Origin of the sequence: Kitasatospora sp. NPDC058243, from assembly GCF_042882025.1 — a bacterium.
Lineage (GTDB): Bacteria > Actinomycetota > Actinomycetes > Streptomycetales > Streptomycetaceae > Kitasatospora.
Genome location: NZ_JBHVWW010000008.1, coordinates 135496 through 151674 on the forward strand (window position 1 = coordinate 135496; position 16179 = coordinate 151674).

The window sequence follows — 16179 nt, forward strand, 5'->3', positions numbered from 1 at the left end:
GGCCGGTTCGGGCACCGTCCGGGGGCGGTGATGCTCCCCCGGGCGGCAGGTAGATGGCAGGCGAGGTCAGGCGGCGGTCGGGGCTTCGGTCTCGGCGGCGACCAGCTTCTCCATCGGATCGGCCGCGATCCGACCGAGCATCGCGCCGGCCGCGATCGCGCCGATCATGAACACGGTGGACAGCCAGGCCATGGTCGCCACCGGCAGGGTGAAGGCGCCGACCACCCGGGCGACGCAGTCGGCCAGCAGCGCGGTGCCCCAGACACCCGCGAACACCCGCTCGTGGCGCCGGAAGGCCAGGGAGCCGGCCGCCCGGCCCTCGACCAGCCGCTGCCAGGCGGCGGCCCGGTCGTGCTTGCCCTTGGTGAGGAAGGGCATCAGCACCGGGGTCATCACCGACCGGCCGACCAGCGCCGAGATCAGGACGGCCAGCGCCACGGTGCCGCTCAGCCCGCCGTCCTTGGCGATCATCAGCCGGGCGTCGCCGGTGACGAACGTGAGCGCCAGGCCCGCCAGGTTCACGGTCAGCATCAGCGCGGCCCACAGGTTGAGCCTGTGCTCGCGCAGCAGGCCGAGCACGGTCCGGGCGGCCGGGATGGCGCTGCTCCACGCCAGCGCGGCGAACACGCTCAGGTCGCAGACCGAGTGCAGCAGGTAGTAGCCGGCCAGCGGGGCGACCACGTCGATGGCGAGCGGGCGGAGCCCGGAGGCCGACGGGTTCGGGGTCGCGCCGGCCTCGGCGGTGGTCGCGGCGGTGATGGTGACGGTCCGGTTCACGGCGGGTTCCTTCCCTGCTGGTGGCCGCGGGCCGCTGCCCGCGTCGTGCCTCCAGTGTTTCCGTCCGACCCTCCGTCAGAGCAGTGTCGTCCGTTGCCGGATCCGCGTGACAGCTGTCATGGTGCGGGCCGTGACAGCCGCTCCGACCTGCGACTTCTCCCGGCTCGCGGGGTCGCGTTCGCCCGGATGGCCCATGATGTGGCGGGTGCAGAGTGCAGAGCGCCCCGGAGCGGGCACCGGCAGCCCCGTCGGCCGGTCCGGACCAGTCCCTTCCGTCGGCCCGCCAGCGGGCCGGGCCCCCGCTCCCGCCGATCTGACCGAGGCCGTCCGGGCCGCCCAGGCCGGGGACGAGGAGGCGTTCCGGCTGCTGTTCCGGACCGTCCAGCCGGGCCTGCTGCGCTACCTGCGGGTCCTGGTCGGCGGCCGCCCCGAGGACGCCCAGGACGCCGAGGACATCGCCTCCGAGACCTGGCTGCAGATCGCCCGCGACCTGGGCGGCTTCTCCGGTGACGTGGACGGCTTCCGCGGCTGGGCCGCCACCGTCGCGCGTCACCGCGCGCTCGACCACCTGCGCGCCCGGCGCCGCCGCCCGGTCGCCGACCTGCCCTTCGAGTACCTGGCCGGGCTGGCCGCCGGGGACGACACCGCGGGCGCCGCGCTGGCCACCGTCGGCACCGCCGACGCGCTGGCGCTGATCTCCCGGCTGCCGCGCGACCAGGCCGAGGCCGTCCTGCTGCGGGTGGTCATGGAGTTGGACGCCGAGAGCGCCGCCCGGGTGCTCGGCAAGCGGGCCGGCAGCGTCCGGATGGCCGCCCACCGGGGGCTGCGGAAACTGGCCACGCTGCTGGAGCAGTCCTTCGCGGCCGGGGTCGGGATCCCCGCCGCGCGCGAGGCCGAACCGGCCGTGCGGCGGCCCGGCCGGCCCGGCCGGCGCCGTACCGAGGGGCCCGTCGAGGAACCCGCCGAGGAAACCGCGGGGAAGGCCGCCGGGAAGCCCACGGGGAAATCCGCGGGAAAGCCTGCGGGAAAAAGTTCTCCGCAAGGTGTGACAGAACGCCGGGCCGCGACGCTGAAGGACATGAGATGAGCACCAACCGATCCCGTCGGATCGACCGTGACGCTGCCGAGCATCTGCTCGGCGGTGCCGTGGGCGGCCCGCCGGCCGGGCAGGACGCCTCGCTCACCGGACCGGACGGCGGTCCCGGGCCGCTCGCCCGGATCCTCGCCGCGGCCGCCGCCCCGGCGACGGCCGACGAACTGGCCGGGGAGCAGGCCGCCCTGACCGCGTTCCGGGAGGCGCGTCTCACGCCCGACCCCGTAGTGACCACACCCGTCCGGAGACGATCGATGGCAACCGCCGCGCTGGCCAGGGCCTTCAGCACGAAGGCCACTGCCGCCGTGCTCGGCGCCACCGCGCTGTGCGGGGTCGCGGTCGCCGCCGGCACCGGCAACCTGCCGTCCCCGCTGGGCGGCGGGTCCGGCGCACCCGAGCACGCGCTCGCCGCCGCGGGCGGGCCCTCCGGCAGTGCGCCCGGCACCGCGTCCGCCGATGCGTCGGCCGGTTCGTCCGCCTCCTCGCCCGGCAGTGCCGCGCCCGGCACCTCGTCCGTCCGCCCGTCCGGCGGCGGCTCCGCCTCGGGCGGTCCGCAGCTGGTCGGACCGTCCACCGCCGCGAAGCCCGGCACCCCCTCCACCGATACCGACGGCGACGGCGACGCCGAGGGGCACGGTGCCCGGCCGCTCGCGCCCGGACTGGTCGCCCTCTGCCACGGCTTCGCCGACTGGTCGGGCCGGGGCGAGCGGTCACCGGCCACCGAGCCGCGGTTCGGCCCGCTGGTCGCGGCGGCCGGCGGGGCGGAGAAGGTGGCGGACTACTGCGCGGAGGCGCTCGGCGAAGAGGACGACGACCACCCGGGCGCCACCGCACAGCCCCACGAACCCGGCCGGCCCACCCCCGGCCCTGGCGTGGGCAAGGGGAACACCGAGGACGGCCGGGGCAACGGGCAGGACAAGAACAAGGGCAACGGCCAGGACAACGGTCAGGACAAGGGCCAAGAGAAGGGCCAGGACAAGGGCAACGGCGGCAACGGGGCCAAGCCCGGCCGGCCCGGCGTGACCGTCCCGGCGCCGCCGAGCGCGCCGCCCCTGCCCGACGTCCGCCCGAGCAGGACCGACCGGCCCGACCGGCCCGACGACAGCCAGTCGGGCCGGAGATAACCCAGGAACTCCGGGTGGGCGGCGAGCGACTCCCCCCGGGCTCGCCGCCCACCCGGACCGCACCACCCGCAGGACCGCACCACCCGCACCACCCGCAGTACCGCTCGTCAGTACCACCCGAAGACCCCGGGTGGCCGGTCGGCTCCCCGTGCCGCCCGGCCGCCCGGCCGGCCCCGGCCGGATCGGCAGGCGCCCACCCCGGACGCGCCGCCGGCCCGGTCGGCCTGGAACGTGCGGCCCGCCCTCCCGCAGTCAGGGCGGGCCGCACCCCCGCGCCGGCGGTCGGGGGACCGCTGCCCGGTCCCCCGACCGCCTCCCCGCCCCCGGCGGTGCGGTCCGGCGGTGCGGCTATCGTGCACAGGTGCACGAGGCGGCCCGGAACACCGGGCACGGCACGTGAGGGGAGTCCCAGGTGATCGGACGGGCGCTGAACGGGCGTTACGAACTCGTCGAGATACTCGGCGTCGGCGGCATGGCCACCGTCTGGCGCGGGCTGGACCACGTGCTGGGCCGTCAGGTGGCCGTCAAGGTCCTCAACGGGGGACTCGCCGACGACCCCCGCTTCGCCGAGCGGTTCAGCCGCGAGGCGCAGCACGCGGCCATGCTGGTGCACCCGAGGATCGTCATGGTCTTCGACTCGGGCGTCGACCAGGGCACGCCGTTCATCGTCATGGAGCTCGTCCACGGCCGTTCGCTCGCCGCCGTGCTGGCGCAGCAGCCGGGTCTGCCGGTGGAACGCGCCGTCGGCATCGCGGCGGCGGTCTGCGAGGCGCTGGCGGTCGCGCACGCGGCCGGGCTGGTCCACCGGGACATCAAACCCGGCAACATCATGATCACCGACGACGGCGGGGTGAAGGTCGTCGACTTCGGCATCGCCCGGGCCGGTTCGTCCAGCAACCTGACCCAGACGGCGAGCGTGCTCGGTACGGCCGCCTACCTGTCGCCCGAGCAGGCCACCGCCTCGCCCCTGGACGGCCGCACCGACCTCTACGCGGTCGGCTGCGTGCTCACCGAAATGCTCACCGGCGAGACGCCGTTCACCGCCGAGACGCCGGTGGCGATCGCCTTCAAGCACGTCAGCGAGCAGCCCCTGCCGCCGTCCTACCGCCGCCCCGGCCTGCCGCCCGCGCTGGACGCGGCCGTGCTGCGCCTGCTCGCCAAGAACCCCGCCGACCGGCCGGCGGACGCCGTCGCGGCGCGGGCCGAACTCCTCTCCACCATCCCCGGGTTGGCGGTCGGCGACCCGACGGCGGAACTCCTCGCCACCGCCGCCGCCACCCAACTGCTGCCGCCCGTACGGCCGGTGAACCCCAACCAGCAGCACACCACCCTGCTCCCGCCGCAGGCCCCGGCCGTCACCTCGCTGATGGCGCCCGTCCCGCAGGCCCCGCCGGCCACTTCGCTGATGGCGCCCGTCCGGCAGGCCCCGCCCGGGGCCGCCGGCCGCAACCGCAACCGCCGCCGCAGGCCCCTCGTCCTCGGCGCACTGGGCGTGGCCGGACTCGCCGGCGTCACCGCCCTGGCCGTCGCCGCCCTGGACGAGCCCGCCGGCAACGCCGCCGCTCCCGCTCCCGCCAAGCCGCCGGCGGCCACCGCCCCCAGCACCCCGGCTGCCGCGCCCAGCACCCCGGCCCGCGCGTCCACCCCCGCGGCGACCCCGACGCCCACCACCGCGGCCCCCACCACCCCGGCCGGTCTCCCCACGGCCCCCAACCCGGGCGTCCCCCGCAACCAGGGGGCGGCCCTCCAGCTCAACGCCTTCCGCCAGGCCGTCGTCCAGACCCCGGTCGGGGGCAAGGAGCACGACCGCCAGGCGGAGCTGCTGCGGATCCTCGACGACGCCTCCGCCCGCCTCAACGAGGGCAATCCGGACGACGCGGCCCAGGAGCTCAAGGACGCCCAGAAGGTGATCCGCGACCTGGCCAAGAAGCACGCCATCGACGGCCCCACCAGCGCCAACTGGAACGCCCGCCTCGGCGCCCTGCTGATCACCCTGCACGCCACGGCCGCCGACAACCAGGACTGGTGACCGCAGGGCCCAAGTTCTGTCCGGCGGGGCGCTTCAGCGCGCGGCCGCGGGCTGTTCGGCGGCCCAGGCGAACCCGTCCGGGTCGGTGAAGGTTCCGGCGGTGCCGCCGATCACGAGCCGGTGCGATCCGCTGCCGTCGGGGGAGACTCCGGCGTCCTTGGCGAGGGCCCGGCGCTTGTACAGCGCGAGCTTGACCGGGCTGGACCCGGTGGCGAACTCGACGTACACCGGGCCGAAGCTCTTCGCCACGGCGAGGCCGCGGTCGACGTAGAACCGCTTGCTCGCGGAGACGTCCGCGACTCCCAGCAGGAGCACGAGCCGGTCGATCCGCCGGGTGGCCGGGCCGGTGTCCTTCTTCGCGGAGGTCGCGATCTTCCAGATCGTCCCGTCCGGGGCCTGGACGACGCCGCCGTAGCCCCAGAGCGACTTCGCGGCGGGCTTGAGGGCGGTGGCGCCGGCGTCGAGGGCGGCGTCGACGAAGCCGTCGACGGTGGCGGGCTGGGACACCGTGAGCGACAGCGTGAACCCGCGGAAGCCGGTGGTCGGCTCCTGCGAGGCCCGCAGGCGCAGCTGCGTGTCCAGGCCGAAGGCGGTGGTGTAGAAGCTGCGGGCGGCCGTGGGGTCGGCCACGTCGAGGATGAGGGAGTCGATGGAAGTCATGTCCTCCACGCTAGGTGGGGCCCGGTGGCCGGGGCTTCTCGAATCCTGACCGGTCCGGGGGCCCGTCGTGCGCGGCGCCGGTAGTCGTCGGGCGGCATGCCGACCAGTTCGGTGAAGCGGGTGCGGAAGGCGTCCGGCGAGGTGCAGCCGACCGCGCGGCGGACCGCGGTGACGCCGAGGCCGCCGCAGCGCAGGAACGCGGCCGCGCGCTCGACGCGACGCGCCGTCAGGTAGTCGTACGGCGAGTCGCCGTAGGCCAGCCGGAACTCGCGGCTGAGCTGCCCGGCCGCCAGGCCGGCGTCGCGCGCGAGCGCCAGGACGTCGAGTGGCCGCGCGTACTCGCGGTCGATCCGGTCCCGGACGCGGCGCAGCCGCGCGAGGTCTTTCAGTCGCTGCGCCGCCGCGCGGGCGCGGGCCCACGAGGGGTGACACACGGGAGGACTCCTCTCACCGGGCCCGACTCCGGCCGTCGCGGCCGTCAGGGACTGCACGGCCCGTACGGCCGGCGCGCGGCCGGACGGCTCAGCGCAGTTCCTGGATGCGGATCAGGTTGCCGGCGGGGTCGCGGAAGGCGCAGTCGCGCATGCCGTACGGCTGCTCGGTCGGCTCCTGGACGACCTCGGCGCCGCCGGCCTGCACCGCCCGGAAGGTGCCGTCGAGGTCCCGGGTGGCCAGCAGGATCCAGCCGTAGGTGCCCTTGGCCATCATCTCGGCGATGGTGCGGCGCTCGTCCTCGGTGACCCCGGGGTCGACGGCCGGCGGCGCCAGGAGGATGGAGGTGTCGGGCCGCCCGGCGGGGCCGACGGTGATCCAGCGCATCTTGCCCTGCCCGACGTCGCCGCGGACCTCGAAGCCGAGGACGTCGCGGTAGAAGACCAGGGACGCGTCCGGGTCGTCGTGCGGGAGGACGCTGGTGTGAATGGTGATGTCCATGGCGCCGATGCTAGGTGTGGCCGCGCGGGCGTGCTTCTCGGATCCTGACCGATCGGACGTGGCCGTCCACAGCCTGTGGACAACGTCACGGCTTGCGGTGGCTCCGGGTCTCGACGTTCGCCCGGATCGCCCGCGACAGCGTCCCCGCCGCCGTGGCGAGGAAGACGAAGGTGTACCCGATCTGCAGGATCACCACGAGGCGGGGCGCCTGTGCGGCCGGGGTGATGTCGCCGTAGCCGACGGTGGCCAGGGTGACGACGGTGAAGTACAGGGCGTCGAGCCGGGTGACCAGCCCATCGAAATCGCCCGGACGGGCGGCCATGACGTAGTAGGTCGCGGCGAAGATGGTCATCGCGAGGAAGATCAGGAAGGACAGCCAGGCCACCGGGCGCTTCGCGTCGCCCCGCAGCACGGCGGTGGTCTTCGCCAGCAGCAGGCCGCTCAGGCCGACCAGCGCGGCGGTGAACACCAGCCAGCTGAGGACGGGGTGGTGGTAGCCGAGCCGGCGCAGGGGGAGAATCCAGTACGCGAGGATCAGCGCGGTGCAGGCGCCCAGCAGCCAGAGCGCGGACCTCGGGTCGACCCGGCCTTGCGGTGGTGGTGGCTGGCTTCCGGACATCGCGTCCAGCCTGCGGCTGCGCCGGGTCGGGCGCGTCCCGGGCTGGGCCGTTCGGGCCGGACCGTCCGGGGGCGGGTCGGCGGCGGCCGCGGTACCGGCCCCCGCCGACCGCCCCTCAGGCGGAGGCCGGGGCTCCTCCGTCCGGTCGGCCGGGCTCGTCCAGCAGCTCCAGCACCGCCAGGACGGCGACCAGCGCGAGCGCCAGACAGAGCGTCACCAGCACCGTCGGATAGCTCCACAGCACGAACGCCAGCGCCGCGCCCGCGACCGCCGCCCAGCCCAGCCAGGCCTTCCAGCGGTGGACGAACCGCCCGACCGGCCCGAGCCGCAGCCCGGCCCGCTCGGCGGTGCTCCGGGCCGCGCCGAGCCCCGCGTGCCAGCTGCCGCGCGCGGTGCGGGCCCAGCGCCCGCCGCCGCTGATCCAGGCGCCGAGCGCGACGATCAGGCCGAGCGCGATCACCACCCGGACGGCGGAGCGCAGGTAGCGCACCAGCGCGTCGTACACCGCCTGGGCGGCCGACTGGTCCACCCCGGCGGGGAGCCCGTCCAGGTAGACGGCCCGGAACACGCTCAGCCCGATGCCCAGCAGCAGCGCCCCGCCGGCCATCCCCAGCGCCACCGTGACCGCCGCCCGGCGCCGCCGGACCGCGAGCAGCACCCCGCCGACCGCGCAGGCCAGCGTGATCACCGGCATCCAGAAGCCGGCCAGGTCCAGCAGCCGCAGGCCGGTGCGGACCTTGGGGATGGCGGAGGACTGCACCAGCGTGAACGAGGTGTGGATCTCCGGGATCCTCGCGGCCGGCGTGAGCCCGTTGTCGACCAGCGCGGTCTTCACCCGGGCGATCACCGGGGCGAGGTCGAGCACCACGGTGTCGTTCCTGACCTCGACGGCGCCGCCGCCCTGCCCGGTCAGCATCCGGTCGATCGCGGTGTGCGCCTGCCGGTTGACGTCCGTCCAGAGGGTGGCGAAGGCGTCGCTGTCCACCACCCGCTGGACCTGGTTGCGGACGAAGCCGGTGAGCCCGTCGGTGAGGGCCTGGCCGATGCCGTTCAGCAGCGCGCCGAGCTTGGGCCGGTCGTCGGGGGCGATGGTGTCGAGCAGCGAGTCGACCGGGATCCGCGTCACGATCTCGTCGGTGACCCGGTTGGTGACGGCCGCCCTGACCGCCGGGTCCCTGGCCAGCGGCGCCATGGTCGCGACGTACCGGTCGGTGTCGCCGATCTCCGACCTCGCCCACACCGCGACGGCGCTCAGCGGGGTCAGCACGCAGGCCAGCAGGATCAGCAGGACGGCGAAGAGGGAGCGCACCCGGTGGCGGTCCGGGCGGGTCTCCAACTGCCGGGTGAGCCGCGCCTGGTGGGCCTCGGCGGCGTTCAGGCGGGCCCGCAGGTCGGCCAGCTCGTCGGGCGACCCGGCAGGCGGTTCACCGGGGGATTCACCGGGGGGTCCGCCCGGCGGTCCGGCAGGCGGTCCGCCCGGGGGTCCGACGGGCGGTCTGACGGGCGGCTCGTCGCCCGGTTCGTCGGTGGGCATGCCGCGACTCCGTTCCTCCGGTAGGTGCATACCAGGAGATAACGGATCAGATCGGACGGCCAGTCGGGAGGGCCGTGAGCAGCCCGGATGCAGCAGAAACCCCCGGCACCGTCATCGGACGGTACCGGGGGCTTCCGGAAAAGAGCGGGACTCAGACGGCCGTCTCGGGCCGCTTCGTCTCGGTGGCCTTGGTCACGTTGGTCGGCGTGACGGCCGGCGGGGTCGTGGCGGCCGGCTGCGGCGCGGCGGTGCTCTGCGCGGTGCCGGCGCTCTGCGCCGCGTCCGCCGGGGCTTCGTCCTCGCGCAGCGCCTTCGTCTCCGCCTTCAGGATGCGCATCGACTTGCCGAGGCCGCGGGCCATCTCCGGCAGCTTCTTCGACCCGAACAGCAGGATGACGATCGCCAGCACCACCAGGAGGTGCCAGGGCTCAAGACCGTTCCGCAGCATCCCTGGCCACCGGTCCCTTCTTGTCTAGAGTCAAGGGTGGGCGAGCGCCCGTGCTGGCCAGTATGCCTGGCGACGACGGCGAACGGATACACCGGCCGGGAAACGCTGGCCAAAAAGCAGGTGCCGTTCGAGCGGAACGCGAGCGCCCGCGGCAGCGGCCGGAACCGGCCCGGTCCGGCTCGCACACCCGTGACCAGCCCGCACGGCACCGCGCCGCGCAACACCCGCCCCTCGGGCCCCTTCGCTCCCGTCGCCAGGGGTCGCAGCCGACAACCGCCCGATCGGCGGCGGCTCAGTACACGAAGGGCACGAGTCGCTTCGACATCCGCCGGTATTGCGCGTACTCCGGCCCGAAGGCGGCCAGCAGCAGCCGCTCCTCGGCGGCGATCCGCCAGCCGTACGCGCCGAGCAGCAGCGCCGGCACCAGCAGGGCCGCCGGCCAGCTGCCCAGGCCGAGCGCGTAGCCCGTCCAGACCAGCAGGCTGCCGGCGTAGCCGGGGTGGCGGATCTGCCGGTACGGGCCGCTGCGGACGACGCGCTGGGTGTCCACGGTGCGCAGGGTGCGGGTGTAGTAGCGGCCCAGGGTGCGCATGCCCCAGGCCCGCAGCGCCAGCCCGGCGGCGATCAGTGCGATCCCGAACCAGCGGGCCCAGGGCGGCAGTTCGCCGATCCCGGCGCGGCCGAACAGCACCACGACCAGCACCGCGGCTACGTAGCAGGCGAGCAGCAGCCGGGTCGAGCCGCGGTCGCGGTCGTCCGCGCGCCAGGTGCCGGCGGCGGAGTCCTCGCGGCGGCGCAGCATCAGCTCGTAGCCGACCCAGCAGAGCATGCCGAGGAGGGAGAACAGGGTCGTCAGGGACATGCGGCGGCTCCCGGCGGATAGGAGGGACGGGCCAGTACCCCTTCACGGTCCTCCCCGGGGGCCGCCGACGCACGCCCCTGGGGGTGGACGCCCCGCCCTCCACCCCCAGGTGGACCGTCGTGAGGTCTACCGGTACCGGTACCGGTAGAGGTGGGGTGGGAGCGGCGGAGAGCCCCCGCCCGAGGGGGCGGGGGCTCTCGATGACTCGCGTGGATCGGTCCTGGTGGGTCAGACGGTGACGGCCTCCGGGGCCGGGGCGGCGGCGGGGAGGTGGCGCATCAGGCGGTAGGCCAGCAGGGCGGCGCCGAGGGCGAAGACCAGGCCGACCACCGCGGCGACGTGCAGGCCGTCGGTGAAGGCGGCCCGGGCGGTCTCCAGCAGGTCCGTGCCGATCCGGCCGGGCAGGTGGCCGGCGACGGTGACCGCGCCGCCGAGGGTGTCCTGGGCGGTCCGGGCGGCCTCGCCGTCGACGCCCGCGGGGAGGGCGCCGTCCAGCTGGTGGCGGTAGACGGCGGCGCCGGCCGCGCCGAGCAGGGCGATGCCGAGTGAGCTGCCGAGTTCGACGGCGGTCTCGGAGGTGGCGGAAGCGGCGCCGGCCTGCTCGACGGGGGCGGCGGAGACGACCATTTCGGCGGTCATGGTCATGGTGCCGACGGTGCCGGCGGCGAGGACGCCCGCCGCGACGAGGATGAGCGCCAGCGGGGAGTGTGCGCCGACCTGGGTCATCAGCGCGAAGCCCGCCGCGCCGACCAGGAACCCGCCGCCCATCAGGGCCGCCGGGCGGACCTTGCCGGCCAGCGCCGAGCTGGTGCCGACGGCCGCGCCGACGCCGACGCTGGGCACCAGCGACCAGAGCGAGGCGGTGAGCGGGCTCATGCCCTTGACCAGTTGCAGGTACTGCGAGGTGAAGAGGGAGAAGCCCATCATCGCGAACATCGCGATGGTGTTGACGCTGATCGCGCCGCTGAAGGTGCGGATCCGGAACAGGCCGAGGTCGATCAGCGGGTCGGCGGCGGTGCGCTGGCGCCGGACGAACGCGGCGGCCAGGAGCAGGCCGACGGGGACGGCGAGGGCGGGCAGCGGGCTCCAGCCGTCCACGGCGAGGGTCTTGACGCCGTAGACCAGCGGCAGGATCGCGGCCATCGAGAGCGCGGCGCCGGGCAGGTCGAAGCGGCCGGTGCGGGCGGTGGAGCGGTACTCGGGGAGCAGGGCGGGCGCGGTGAGCAGCACCAGGGCCATCACCGGGACGGCGACCAGGAACGTGGAGCCCCACCAGAAGTGGTCGAGCAGCAGGCCGCCGACGACCGGGCCGAGGGTGGCGCCGGCGGTGAGGACGCCGCCCCAGGCGCCGAGGGCGATCTGCCGCTGCTTGGGGTCGTGGAACATGTTGCGGATCAGCGCGAGCGTCGAGGGCATCACGGTGGCCCCGGCGACGCCGAGCAGGGCGCGGGCGGCGATCAGCTGGTCGGCGGTGTCGGCCCGGGCGGCGAGCAGCGAGGCACCGATGAAGCCGGCGGCGCCGATCATCAGCAGTCGGCGGCGGCCGATCCGGTCGCCGAGCGAGCCCATGGTGATGAGCAGCCCGGCGAGCAGGAACGAGTACATGTCCATGATCCACAGCTGCTGGGTGCCGCTGGGTGCCAGCGTGGTGGAGATGAAGGGGACGGCGAAGAAGAGCACGCCCATGTCCATGGCCAGGACGAGGGTCGGGAGCAGGAGGACGGCCAGGCCGATCCATTCGCGACGGCCTGCGCGGCCGGTGGTTGCGGTCATGGGGAAGACGGTACGGGCGTGTCAGACGCCTGTCTAGTACATCCGTGTAAATCGCTCGTGTGAGACGAATGCATGAGACGACCGTGCGAGACATTCGTGCAAGACATTTGTGCAGTCCTTCCGTAGGATCGGGTCATGGGAAACCGCGAAGACCTGATGGCCGGCGCCAAGCGCTGCCTGTACGAGAAGGGGTACGGGCGCACCACCGCCCGTGACGTCGCGACCGCCTCGGGCGTCAGCCTGGCCGCGATCGGCTACCACTTCGGTTCGAAGGACGCGCTGCTCAACGCGGCGATGATCGAGGCGATCGGGGAGATGGGGGCGGCCCTGGGCGCGGTGGTGGACGCCGCCAACCGGGTGTCGGACGACCCGGAGGAGCGCTTCGCCGCGGTCTGGGACGGCCTCAGGACCGTCTTCACCGAGCACCGCGGGCTCTGGGCGGCCCAGTTCGAGGCGCTCGCCCAGGCCGCGCACGCGCCCGAGCTGGCGCACGCGTTCGCGGAGGCGCAGAAGGAGGGCCGGCTCGGTCTCGCCGCGCTGTTCCAGGGGCTGCCCGAAGTGCCGGACACCGAGGAGGAGATCGTCCGCGGCTCCTTCTACCAGACCCTGCTGGCCGGGTACGCCGCCCAGTGGCTGGCCGCCCCCGAACTGGCGCCGAGCGGGCGGGACTTCCTGCGCGGGCTGCGGCTGGTCAGCGCAAGCGTGCTCAGCCCCGCGGTGCCGTCACCGCCCGCTGCCGCCCGCTGACGGCTGCCAGCCGTCAACCGCTCCGCCCGCTGTCGACGGCGCCGCCCCGCTAGGCGGTGACCACCGTCAGCAGCACCACCGAGTCGACGTGGGCCAGCAGCCCGTGCCGCTCCTGCGGCACCGGCTCCAGCCGTCCGACCGGCAGCTCCTGGTGCCGGCCGGCGATGGTCAGCGAGACCCGGCCGCGCAGCACCTGGACGCTGCCGGCGGTCGGCGGGGTGTGCTCGTCCAGCGAGGTGCCCGCGGTCAGCGCGATCACGGTCTGCCGTAGGACGCCGTCGTGGAGCACCAGGTGGGCGCTGCGCCCGTGTGGGCTCTCGGCCGCCCGGGCGAGGTGTTCCACGGCGAGCTGTTCGAGATCGGGCATCGCGCGTCCTCCTGACCCGGCGTGCCGGGCCGACCCCGGGCGCCCGGACCGGCGCCGTGTGCCCAGGTTCGCGGACGCGCTCGGCTCGCGCACCCGGAGCCGTTCGACGTGCAGCCCCCGGCGAGTGCCCGCATCGTGGAGGCATGGCGATCAACGAGACAATCTCCGGCGGGTTCCAGGTCAACCGCTCGCTGCTGGCCGGCGGCGCGCTGCTCACCGGTATCGGTGCCGTGCTCGGCGTGGCCGGGGCGGCGATGGTGTGCGCGGCGCTGGCCACGGCGGGCCGCAGCTGGGTGCGCAGCCTGGAGACCGCGCCGGCCGCGTTCGCCCAGCGGGCGCTGCGCGAGGCGAAGGTGGCGTCCAGTGCGGGCTGGGAGGCCTGGCGCGCGGAGCACGGTTCGCCCAACTGATCGCACCCGTCCGCCTGAGCCGCACCCGCCGGCCCCGGCCGAGTGCGCCCGTCCGGGTGCGGCGGGCCGCCATGGGGGTGCGGCCCGCCGCGGCTGTGGACCCGCCTGCCCCGCCTACAGGCCGAGCGACTTGGCGATGATGCTGCGCATGACCTCGCTGGTGCCGCCGTAGATCCGGAACACCCGGTTGTCGGTGTAGAGCCGGGCGATCGGGTACTCCAGGATGTAGCCGTAACCGCCGTGCAGCTGAAGGCACTTGTCGATGACGGTGGAGGCCGACTCGGTGCAGAACAGCTTCGTGGCGGCCGCGTCGGCGACGGTCAGCTCCCCCTGCTGGTACAGCTCCAGCGCGCGGTCCACCATCGACTGCTGCGCCACCACCTGGGCCTCGCAGTCGGCCAGGGTGAACTTGGTGTTCTGGAACTCGGCCACCGCCTTGCCGAACACCTTGCGGTCCTTGACGTACTGGAGCGCGAACCGCACCGCCGCGGCCGCCGACGCGTACGCGCTGACGGCGATCGCCAGCCGCTCCTGCACCAGGTTGTGGGTCAGGTAGGAGAAGGCCCGGCCCTCCTCGCCGAGCAGGTTCTCCACCGGCACCTTGACGTCGCTGAAGGCCAGTTCGGCGGTGTCCGAGGTGCGCAGGCCGATCTTCTGCAGCTTGCGGCCGACCGTGTAGCCGGGGGACGTGGTGTCCACGCAGAGGATGGACAGGCCGGCCCGGCGGTTGTCCGGGTCGTACGGGGCGGTGCGGCAGACCACCAGGACGAGGTCGGCCAGCACGCCGCCGGTGATGAAGGTCTTGGCGCCGTTCAGGACGTAGTGGGTGCCGTCCTCGGAGAGCCGCGCGGTGGTGGCGATGCCCGCGAGGTCGGAGCCGGCGCCCGGCTCGGTCATCGCGATGGCGGTCATGATGTCGCCGGAGACGAAGCCGGGCAGCCAGCGCCGCTTCTGCTCCTCGGTGGCGTACTCCAGCAGGTAGGGCAGGACCAGCGCGGTGTGCACGCCCGAGGAGCCGAAGCTCACGCCCGCCCGGGCGGTCTCCTCGGTGATCACCGTCTGGTACTTGAAGCCGCTCTCGCCCGCGCCGCCGTACTCCTCCGGCACTTCGATGCCGTAGACGCCGAGCGCGCCGAGCTGTCGGTAGAAGTCGCGCGGCGGGTGGCCGTCGGCCTCCCAGCTCTCGTAGACCGGGACGACCTCGTTGGCGATGAAGTCCCGGATGGTCTCCCGGAAGGCCTCGTGGTCCTCGTTGAACACGGTGCGGCGCACGGCGGCGCTCCCTTCGGTGGTGACCGGCTGCGGGCGCCGGCGGGGGCTGAACGTGCCAGGTGATGGCCTCACAAGTTAATCCCGGGTAGCTTCGGCTGTCCAGGGTCGACGGCCCCGGAAAAGGTCGGTGGCCACCGGCGGTCGGCGCCCTCAAGTGAATCCCTGCTAGCCTTCGGTCGGCAGTCCGGAGCGCGGGAGGGAGGCTCGCCATGGTGGTCCGACGACCGCCCGGGCGGCGCGCCCAGATCCTCGCCGTGGCGGCCGACCGGTTCCACCGCAGCGGCTACCACCAGGTCTCCATGACCGAGGTCGCCGCCGGGGTCGGCATCACCGCGCCCGCCCTCTACCGGCACTTCCGCGGCAAGCCCGAACTGCTCGACCGTGCCGTCCGGCTGGGGCTGGACGCGCTGGCCTGCGGGCTGCGCGGGGCCCGCACCACCGGCGACCTCGGCGCCGCGCTGGCCGCCGTCGCGGTCGGACACCGCCCGCTCGGCACCCTGGTGCAGCGCGACGCCAGGCTGCTGCCGCCGGCCCGGCGGGCGGCGCTGCGCCGCGAACTGCGTGCCGACGTCGCGCTGATGACCGCCGTGCTGCGCGCCGACCGGCCGGAACTTGCGTCGCCGGACGCCGAGTTGCTCTGCTGGTCGGCGCTCTCCGCCTGTACCGGGCTCTCCTACCAGTCGGCCGCGCCGCAGCCGCGCCGCGCCGAGGCGGTGCTGCGCGAACTCGTCGCCGCCGTCCTCGCGGCCTCCCTGCGCGGCGCCGCCGCCCACCCGGATCCCGCTGTCCACCCGGATCCCGCTGTCTCCCCAGGTCCCGCCACCGACCCTGCCGCCGATCCTGTCGCCCCCGGGCCGCCGGAGCCCAGGCCGCAGGCACGCCGCGAGGAGCTGCTCGCGGCGGCCGTCCGGCTCTTCCACCAGCGCGGCTTCGACAACGTCAGCACCGACCAACTCGGCGCCGCCGTCGGCATCTCCGGCCCCAGCGTCTACCGGCACTTCGACAGCAAGGCCCAGTTGCTCGCCGCCTCGCTGGTGCGCAGCCGCGAACGGCTCTGGCAGGAGGTGGACGGCGCGTTCGCGGCCGCCGCCGGGCCGGAGGCGGCGCTGGCGGCCGGCCTGGGCGCGTACGTCGGCTTCGCGCTGCGCAACGGCGACTACCTGGGCGCGATGCTGAGCGAGACGGAGCGGCTGGCCCCGCCGGACCGCCGGGTCGCGGTGGACTTCCGGCGCGACTTCCTGCGCACCTGGGTCGGCCTGCTGCGGCGGGTCCGGCCCGAGTACGACGCGGTCGAGGCCCGGATCCGGGTGCACGCCCTGTTCGCGCTGGTCAACGACGGGGTGCGGAACCGCCCGCACAGCGCCCGCCCGGACCTCGGGGACTGCCTGCTGCACCTCGGCCGGGCCGTCCTCGGACTGCCCGGAACGGACGGCGGCCGGGGGGGCCCCCCCCCCCTCAACGGAGGGGAACACACCACCGGGGGGTGGGCGTTCCCACAGCGAGGGGGGCCTAAGACAACAAGAAAAAAAAA

17 protein-coding genes are annotated in these 16179 nt (G+C 74.8%); 6 read left to right on the top strand and 11 right to left on the bottom strand.

The features are described from left to right. Positions 1-66: 66 nt before the first annotated feature. Positions 67-777 (bottom strand): VC0807 family protein, encoded by a 711-nt coding sequence (locus tag ACFVX9_RS08625; RefSeq protein WP_380487402.1) that lies wholly within the window; start codon positions 775-777, stop codon positions 67-69. Between the two features lie 205 nt (positions 778-982). On the opposite strand from ACFVX9_RS08625, the gene ACFVX9_RS08630 reads away from it, so the two are divergent. The 3 genes from ACFVX9_RS08630 to ACFVX9_RS08640 all read left to right on the top strand — a co-directional run bounded on the left by ACFVX9_RS08630 (position 983) and on the right by ACFVX9_RS08640 (position 5023). Then, positions 983-1864, top strand: coding sequence for an RNA polymerase sigma factor (locus ACFVX9_RS08630; RefSeq protein ID WP_380487400.1), 882 nt, complete (start codon positions 983-985; stop codon positions 1862-1864). Further along, complete coding sequence (locus ACFVX9_RS08635; protein ID WP_380487398.1) at positions 1861-2994, top strand: hypothetical protein; 1134 nt, start codon at positions 1861-1863, stop codon at positions 2992-2994. Before ACFVX9_RS08630 ends, ACFVX9_RS08635 begins: the two co-directional genes overlap by 4 nt. A gap of 412 nt (positions 2995-3406) precedes the next feature. Continuing rightward, the gene (locus ACFVX9_RS08640) at positions 3407-5023 is read left to right on the top strand and encodes a protein kinase (RefSeq protein WP_380380330.1); all 1617 of its coding nucleotides are present in this window, start codon (positions 3407-3409) and stop codon (positions 5021-5023) included. 33 nt (positions 5024-5056) lie between these two features. Here ACFVX9_RS08640 and ACFVX9_RS08645 read toward each other — a convergent pair whose 3' ends face one another. From ACFVX9_RS08645 to ACFVX9_RS08680, 8 genes are all read right to left on the bottom strand, one after another. Then, positions 5057-5683, bottom strand: coding sequence for a glyoxalase (locus ACFVX9_RS08645; protein ID WP_380346440.1), 627 nt, complete (start codon positions 5681-5683; stop codon positions 5057-5059). Then, positions 5680-6117, bottom strand: a complete 438-nt coding sequence (locus ACFVX9_RS08650; protein WP_380380328.1) for a helix-turn-helix domain-containing protein — start codon at positions 6115-6117, stop codon at positions 5680-5682. The genes ACFVX9_RS08645 and ACFVX9_RS08650 overlap by 4 nt, the downstream gene beginning before the upstream one ends. Positions 6118-6205: 88 nt before the next feature. Next, entirely contained in the window at positions 6206-6616 is a 411-nt protein-coding gene (locus ACFVX9_RS08655) for a VOC family protein (protein ID WP_380487873.1), read from the bottom strand. Positions 6617-6701: 85 nt separating this feature from the next. Beyond that, on the bottom strand, positions 6702-7235 hold the full coding sequence (locus ACFVX9_RS08660; RefSeq protein ID WP_079135787.1) for a potassium channel family protein: 534 nt from the start codon (positions 7233-7235) through the stop codon (positions 6702-6704). A 115-nt stretch (positions 7236-7350) separates the two neighbouring features. Continuing rightward, complete coding sequence (locus tag ACFVX9_RS08665; protein ID WP_380487871.1) at positions 7351-8769, bottom strand: hypothetical protein; 1419 nt, start codon at positions 8767-8769, stop codon at positions 7351-7353. Positions 8770-8920: 151 nt separating this feature from the next. Further along, complete coding sequence (gene tatA, locus ACFVX9_RS08670; protein ID WP_063348755.1) at positions 8921-9217, bottom strand: Sec-independent protein translocase subunit TatA; 297 nt, start codon at positions 9215-9217, stop codon at positions 8921-8923. 292 nt (positions 9218-9509) lie between these two features. Further along, positions 9510-10079, bottom strand: coding sequence for a methyltransferase family protein (locus ACFVX9_RS08675; RefSeq protein ID WP_387981049.1), 570 nt, complete (start codon positions 10077-10079; stop codon positions 9510-9512). A gap of 228 nt (positions 10080-10307) precedes the next feature. After that, positions 10308-11852 (bottom strand): MFS transporter, encoded by a 1545-nt coding sequence (locus tag ACFVX9_RS08680; protein ID WP_380380320.1) that lies wholly within the window; start codon positions 11850-11852, stop codon positions 10308-10310. A 135-nt stretch (positions 11853-11987) separates the two neighbouring features. On the opposite strand from ACFVX9_RS08680, the gene ACFVX9_RS08685 reads away from it, so the two are divergent. Next, positions 11988-12599, top strand: coding sequence for a TetR/AcrR family transcriptional regulator (locus tag ACFVX9_RS08685; protein WP_363375054.1), 612 nt, complete (start codon positions 11988-11990; stop codon positions 12597-12599). Positions 12600-12648: 49 nt separating this feature from the next. On the opposite strand, the gene ACFVX9_RS08690 is transcribed toward ACFVX9_RS08685, so the two are convergent. Then, positions 12649-12966, bottom strand: coding sequence for a cupin (locus ACFVX9_RS08690; RefSeq protein WP_363375056.1), 318 nt, complete (start codon positions 12964-12966; stop codon positions 12649-12651). A gap of 143 nt (positions 12967-13109) precedes the next feature. Between ACFVX9_RS08690 and ACFVX9_RS08695 the strand changes: the two genes are divergently transcribed. Further along, on the top strand, positions 13110-13376 hold the full coding sequence (locus ACFVX9_RS08695; protein WP_363375057.1) for a hypothetical protein: 267 nt from the start codon (positions 13110-13112) through the stop codon (positions 13374-13376). Between the two features lie 114 nt (positions 13377-13490). Here the strand turns inward: ACFVX9_RS08695 and ACFVX9_RS08700 are convergent, their stop codons facing one another. Continuing rightward, positions 13491-14648, bottom strand: coding sequence for an acyl-CoA dehydrogenase family protein (locus ACFVX9_RS08700; RefSeq protein WP_380380317.1), 1158 nt, complete (start codon positions 14646-14648; stop codon positions 13491-13493). Positions 14649-14857: 209 nt separating this feature from the next. Between ACFVX9_RS08700 and ACFVX9_RS08705 the strand changes: the two genes are divergently transcribed. After that, positions 14858-16179: TetR family transcriptional regulator (locus ACFVX9_RS08705; RefSeq protein ID WP_387981052.1), on the top strand; the 1322-nt coding region annotated here is incomplete at its 3' end.

Excerpts from the sequence above, each read along its gene's own strand:
- ACFVX9_RS08660 (WP_079135787.1), bottom strand. The coding sequence starts at position 7,235 with ATGTCCGGAAGCCAGCCACCACCACCGCAAGGCCGGGTCGACCCGAGG.
- ACFVX9_RS08655 (WP_380487873.1), bottom strand. The coding sequence starts at position 6,616 with ATGGACATCACCATTCACACCAGCGTCCTCCCGCACGACGACCCGGAC.
- tatA (WP_063348755.1), bottom strand. The coding sequence starts at position 9,217 with ATGCTGCGGAACGGTCTTGAGCCCTGGCACCTCCTGGTGGTGCTGGCG.
- ACFVX9_RS08685 (WP_363375054.1), top strand. The coding sequence starts at position 11,988 with ATGGGAAACCGCGAAGACCTGATGGCCGGCGCCAAGCGCTGCCTGTAC.
- ACFVX9_RS08690 (WP_363375056.1), bottom strand. The coding sequence starts at position 12,966 with ATGCCCGATCTCGAACAGCTCGCCGTGGAACACCTCGCCCGGGCGGCC.
- ACFVX9_RS08675 (WP_387981049.1), bottom strand. The coding sequence starts at position 10,079 with ATGTCCCTGACGACCCTGTTCTCCCTCCTCGGCATGCTCTGCTGGGTC.
- ACFVX9_RS08635 (WP_380487398.1), top strand. The coding sequence starts at position 1,861 with ATGAGCACCAACCGATCCCGTCGGATCGACCGTGACGCTGCCGAGCAT.
- ACFVX9_RS08680 (WP_380380320.1), bottom strand. The coding sequence starts at position 11,852 with ATGACCGCAACCACCGGCCGCGCAGGCCGTCGCGAATGGATCGGCCTG.
- ACFVX9_RS08695 (WP_363375057.1), top strand. The coding sequence starts at position 13,110 with ATGGCGATCAACGAGACAATCTCCGGCGGGTTCCAGGTCAACCGCTCG.
- ACFVX9_RS08665 (WP_380487871.1), bottom strand. The coding sequence starts at position 8,769 with ATGCCCACCGACGAACCGGGCGACGAGCCGCCCGTCAGACCGCCCGTC.
- ACFVX9_RS08645 (WP_380346440.1), bottom strand. The coding sequence starts at position 5,683 with ATGACTTCCATCGACTCCCTCATCCTCGACGTGGCCGACCCCACGGCC.